5 protein-coding genes are annotated in these 5,437 nt (G+C 70.7%); 2 read left to right on the top strand and 3 right to left on the bottom strand.

Features of this window, described 5'->3' with window-relative positions; genetic code table 11:
- The coding region (locus VOI19_RS13450; protein WP_416366383.1) for a DUF222 domain-containing protein at nt 1-681 on the bottom strand (681 nt) is incomplete at its 3' end.
- A 257-nt stretch (nt 682-938) separates the two neighbouring features.
- Here VOI19_RS13450 and VOI19_RS13455 point away from each other — a divergent pair.
- Nucleotides 939-2,123 carry a saccharopine dehydrogenase family protein gene (locus tag VOI19_RS13455; RefSeq protein ID WP_323793474.1) on the top strand — a complete coding sequence of 395 codons (1,185 nt, stop codon included), beginning with the start codon at nt 939-941 and terminating at the stop codon, nt 2,121-2,123.
- A gap of 52 nt (nt 2,124-2,175) precedes the next feature.
- The gene (locus VOI19_RS13460) at nt 2,176-3,114 is read left to right on the top strand and encodes an oxidoreductase (protein ID WP_323793475.1); all 939 of its coding nucleotides are present in this window, start codon (nt 2,176-2,178) and stop codon (nt 3,112-3,114) included.
- 22 nt (nt 3,115-3,136) lie between these two features.
- Here VOI19_RS13460 and VOI19_RS13465 read toward each other — a convergent pair whose 3' ends face one another.
- Nucleotides 3,137-3,394, bottom strand: coding sequence for a hypothetical protein (locus VOI19_RS13465; RefSeq protein ID WP_323793476.1), 258 nt, complete (start codon nt 3,392-3,394; stop codon nt 3,137-3,139).
- On the bottom strand, nt 3,391-5,436 hold the full coding sequence (locus tag VOI19_RS13470; RefSeq protein WP_323793477.1) for a flagellar biosynthesis protein FlhA: 2,046 nt from the start codon (nt 5,434-5,436) through the stop codon (nt 3,391-3,393). Before VOI19_RS13470 ends, VOI19_RS13465 begins: the two co-directional genes overlap by 4 nt.
- Nucleotide 5,437 lies beyond the last annotated feature (1 nt).

Below are 5,437 nucleotides of genomic sequence, written 5' to 3' on the forward strand. Positions count from 1 at the left end.
GAGGGACTCTTCGCAACCGAGGTCGCCGAGGGTCTTGGCGCCTTGCTTGACGGCTGCTTCGAGGTCGAGGGCGTCCTCGGTCGAAAGGGTGCCGGTGACATCGACGGTGCCGTCGGTAGTGGCTTCCCGGGAGCCGAGGTGGACCTGGAAGTCGCGGTCGTCGGCTGCCTTCTTGCGGCGCTTCTCGGCCTCCTCCGGATCGAACAGGTCGATGGCCTGGGCAACGGTGCGCTCGATCTGGGCGAAGGAGCACGACCGCAGGGTCGGGGCCAACATCTGGTCGACGTAGCGGGCGGCCTCGAAGCTGAGGGTGAGGGTGTGCTCACAGACACGGAAGGCTTTCCACACCGGCACCTTCAACGCCACGACCTGTTCCCAGATGCGGCGCAGTCGGTAGCGGAGCTCGAGCGTCTTGCCGATGTAGGTGCACCCGGCGTCGCTGCTCATCCCGAGCACCGCTGCGAGGTCGTAGGCAGCGAACTCATCGACCAGTGGGCACCCGGCCCCGCCGAGGATGACGCCGTCGGCCCCGAAGGTGGTGTCATCGACGACCGAGTTGTCCACGCGGAACTCGACCGCCCACTCGACCACCCGCTGCAAGGCCTCGACCTCGGCCGCAGCGACCGTGGCGCGGGCCTCGCGAACCGCCTCCAGGGCGGTCGTGATGGGCGTCGTTCGCATGGTCCGATCGTAGTCGTCACCACCGACATTCGATAGTGTGATCGAACGATCTGCGGACAAGGCGGTGGGCCGGCTCACGGGGTTTCGAGGCTCACTTCGTTCGCACCTCAACCACTGTGGGGCCGGGGCTTCGTCGACGGGCTCGTTCCTCGCCCTGCTCAGCCTCCGGGGGTTGCTCACGGGGTTTCGAGGCTCACTTCGTTCGCACCTCAACCACCGTCGGGGGCCCGCGGAGCGGCACCTGACACGATGGGCGCATGCCTGACAACGCTGACTCCAGCCGTGATCTCGACCTGATCCTCTTCGGCGCCACCGGTTTCACCGGCGGCCTCACCGCCGAGTACCTCGCCGAGCACGGGCCCGTGGGCCTGCGCTGGGCCTTGGCCGGCCGCAGCCTCGACAAGCTCGAGAAGGTGCGCGCCGACCTCGACGCCATCAAGCCCGGCAGCATCGACCTCGAGCTGATCGTCGTCGACGCCGCCGACGAGGCCGCGCTGGCGAAGTCCGTCGCCCGCACCAAGGTCGTGGCCACCACGGTCGGTCCCTACCTCGAGCTCGGCGGCCCGCTCGTCGCCGCGTGCGCTGCGTCCGGCACCGACTACGTCGACCTGACCGGCGAGCCCGAGTTTGTCGACCGCACCTGGCTCGAGCACCACGAGACCGCCGTCGCCAGCGGCGCGCGGATCGTGCACGCCTGCGGGTTCGACTCGATCCCGCACGACCTCGGCGCCTACTTCACCGTCCAGCAGCTCAAGGCAGCCGGACCGGTCACCATGCGTGGAGTCGTGCGCAGCAACGGCACGTTCTCCGGTGGCACGTTCCACTCCGCGATGGGCGCCTTCTCGCGCGCCAAGCAGATGGCCGCGACCGCCAAGAAGCGCCGCCAGGCCGAGGCTCGCCCGGAGGGTCGTTCCTCACGCGCGGTCGCCGGCAAGCCCGGCAAGGACTCCGTGCTCGGCTACTGGCTGGTGCCGCTGCCGACCATCGACCCGCAGGTGGTCGCGCGCAGCGGCGCCGCGCTGACGGCGTACGGCCCGGAGTTCCGCTACTCCCACTTCGCCGGCACCAAGACGCTGCGGTACGCCGTCGGCGGCGCGGTCGGCGCGTCGCTGATCGGTGTCGCCTCGCAGGTCAAGCCGGCCCGCAACTTCCTGCTCGGCAAGGTGCCGCAGGGCCAGGGCCCCGACGAGTCGAAGCGCGCGAAGTCGCGCTTCAGCGTCGACTTCGTCGCCGAGGGCGACGGTCGCACGCTCCACACGCGGGTCTCCGGTGGCGACCCGGGCTACGGCGAGACGTCGAAGATGCTCGCCGAGGCCGCCCTCTGCCTGGCCTTCGACGACAACCCGGCGTCGGCCGGGTCGGTTACGCCCGCGCAGTCGATGGGCGACAACCTGCTCGGTCGACTCCGAGCAGCCGGGATGAAGTTCGAGGTCGTCGGCTGAGCCGACGTCCTCGATCAGGGCACGACCGACTCGCACGCTGAAGGAGCACGACATGTCCTGGACCATCGACGACATCCCCGACCAGAGCGGCCGCACCGCCGTCGTCACCGGCGCCAACGGCGGCCTCGGCCTGGCGACGGCGCACGCCCTCGCCGGTGCCGGGGCGCACGTCGTGATGGCAGCGCGCAACCAGCAGAAGGCGGCCGCGGCTCGCGACGAGATCCTTGCCGCGCACCCGCAGGCCTCGCTCGAGGTCGTCGAGCTCGACCTCGGCTCGCTCGACTCGGTCGCCCGGGCCGCGGCCGAGATCCTCGAGCGTCACGACCGGATCGACCTGCTGGTCAACAATGCCGGCGTGATGGCGACGCCCGAGGGTCGCACGGTCGACGGCTTCGAGACCCAGCTCGGCACCAACCACCTCGGCCACTGGGCACTCACCTCGCACCTCCTGCCCACGGTGGTGCGCACGCCCGGCTCGCGGGTCGTGACGCTGACGAGCACCGCCCAGCACACCGGGCGTGCCCTGGACCCGAGCAACCCGCACCTCCACGAGAAGTACGACGCCTGGCGCGCCTACGGCAACTCCAAGCTCGCCAACCGGCACTTCGCCGTCGGTCTCCAGCAGCAGCTCGCCGACGCGGGGGTCGACACCATCGCGCTCACCGCGCACCCCGGCCTGACCGACTCCGACCTCCAGACCACCACCGTCGAGTCCGGCGGCGGAGGCCCGCTCGGTCGCTTCTTCCACCAGCTGACGAAGCGCACCGGCATGTCGGTGCCGCGAGGTGCGCTGAGCCAGCTGCGGGCCGCCACCGACCCCGGCGCACGCGGGGGCACGATGTACGGCCCGCTCCTCGCCACCACGGGACGTCCCGTCCGCCGGCCCCTGGTGCGCCCGGGCAGCGCGAAGGCGATCCAGCGTCTGTGGCAGGTCTCCGAGCGCGAGACCGGGCTGTCGGTCGACGTCGCCGCAGCGCTCGCTGATCGCTGACGCTGCCGGCTGACCCCGCGGGTCAGTCGGTGTCCGCACCACCCGAAGGTCGACCGGGGTCGCTCTCGGTGTCGCGGACGCGCACCGGCTCGAGCGACGGCCCCGTCGACTCGATGAGCAGGGCCACCGCCGACAGCGCTGCCCACACCAGCGCCACGGTGATGAAGTAGCGGCTGAGCGTGTGCTCCAGCGGGACGGTGCCGACGACCAGGCCCTGCCACAGGGTCGGGCCGGCGAGGAGCGCAGCGGCCCCCAGGACAGGTGCGGACAGCAGGTTCATGCTCTGACCTCCATGGTGCGTTCGACCGTGACGATGCCAGCTGATCGCACGCTGGCTGACCCGGTCAGCTCGGGATAGGACAGGACGGGGAGCCGGTCGATCGCCGGCCGGAGCAGACGTCGTACGGCGGGGCGCAGCTGAGGAGCGCATACCAGGACCGGGCGCACGTTGCGGTTCTCGTTGTCGACGAGCAGCTGGGCCGCCGAGCCGATGACGGTCTGCAACGTGATCGGGTCGAGCGCGATCATCGCGCCCTGCTCGCCGGTGCGCATGGTCTCGAGCATCCGCTGCTCGAGCTGCGGGTCGAGGCTGATGACGTGGACGACGCCGCCGGTCACGTACGGCGCCACGACACCGGGGCCGAGCGCCATCCGGGCCGACTCCACCAGCCCGTCGAGGTCCTTGCTCACCGGAGCCCGCAGCGACAGGGCCTCGTAGATGCGCACCAGGTCACGCACCGACAACCCTTCGTCGAGCAGCGACTGCAGCACGCGCTGCACCTCGCCGAGCGACAGGTGGGTCGGGGTCAGCTCGTCGACGACGTTGGGGTGCGTGCGCCGGACGACGTCGGTGAGCAGCCGCACGTCCTCGCGGCCCAGCAGACGTGCGGCGTGCGAGGTGACGACCTCGGCGAGGTGGGTGGTGATCACCGCGGACCGGTCGATGACGGTCGCGCCGCCGAGCTCGGCCTGGTGGCGCAGCTCGGCGGGGATCCACTTGGCGTCGAGCCCGAAGACGGGCTCGTGCGTGGGCTCCCCGGGCAGGGACCCGAGGAAGTCGCCGATCGCCAGCACGGTGCCCGGAGGGGCCTCGCCGCGGGCGACCTCGATGTCGAAGAGCTTGATGACGTAGGTGCTGGTCGGCAGGTCGAGGTTGTCGCGGGTGCGCACGAGCGGCACCACGACGCCCAGGTCGCCGGCGACCTTGCGGCGCAGGGCCTTGACCCGCTCGAGCAGGTCACCCCCGGACGCGGTGTCGACGAGATCGATGATGTCGGCCGACAGCTCGAGGCCGAGCGGGTCGACCTGGATCTCCTCGGCCAGTGCCTCGGGGTGGTCGCGGGAGCGCTCGAGTGCTGCCGTCTCGGCGGGAGCCCCGCCCTTGAGGGCTGCGTGGGCACCGCCCGTCGTGCTCGCGCCGTCCTTCTCGACCCGGCTCGAGAGCAGGAGCAGGGCGCCGCCGGCGATGAGGAAGGGGATCTTGGGCAGCCCGGGGATGAGGCACAGCGCCATCCCCGAGAAGCCGGCGATGCGCAACGGCATCCGGTTGGCGGTGAGCTGCCGCATGATGTCGGAGCCCATGTCGGAGGCCTCGGCCGGGTCGCCGGCGGCACGGGTCACGATCAGGCCGGTCGCGACCGAGAGCAGCAGGGCCGGGATCTGCGAGACCAGGCCGTCGCCGATCGACAGCAGCGAGTACGTCGTCACGGCGTCGCCCGCCGACATGCCCCGCTGCGCCATCCCGATGCTGAAGCCACCGAGCAGGTTGACCACCGTGATCAGGATGGCCGCGATCGCGTCGCCCTTGACGAACTTGGAGGCACCGTCCATCGCGCCGTAGAAGTCGGCCTCGGCGTGCACCTCCATGCGTCGTCGCCGTGCGGTCTCCTCGTCGATGAGGCCGGAGTTGAGGTCGGCGTCGATGGCCATCTGCTTGCCGGGCATCGCGTCGAGGGTGAAGCGGGCGCCGACCTCGGCCACGCGCCCCGCACCGTTGGTGATGACGACGAACTGGATGATCAGCAGGATCACGAAGATGATCAGGCCGACGATGAGGGAGCCACCGACGACGAAGTGGCCGAACGTGTCGATCACCTTGCCGGCGTAGCCGTCGGTGAGGACGAGACGGGTGGCGCTGACGTTGAGCGCGAGACGGAACAGCGTCATCACCAGCAGCACGGCCGGGAACGCGGCGAAGTCGAGGGGACGCACGACGAACATCGCGGTCAGCAGGATGAGCAGGGCGCCGGTGATGTTGGCGGCGATGAGCAGGTCCAGCACCACAGCCGGCAGCGGGATCACCAGCATGACTACGATCAGCACG

The organism is Nocardioides sp., assembly GCF_034670285.1.
In the GTDB taxonomy this organism is placed as follows: Bacteria; Actinomycetota; Actinomycetes; order Propionibacteriales; family Nocardioidaceae; genus Nocardioides.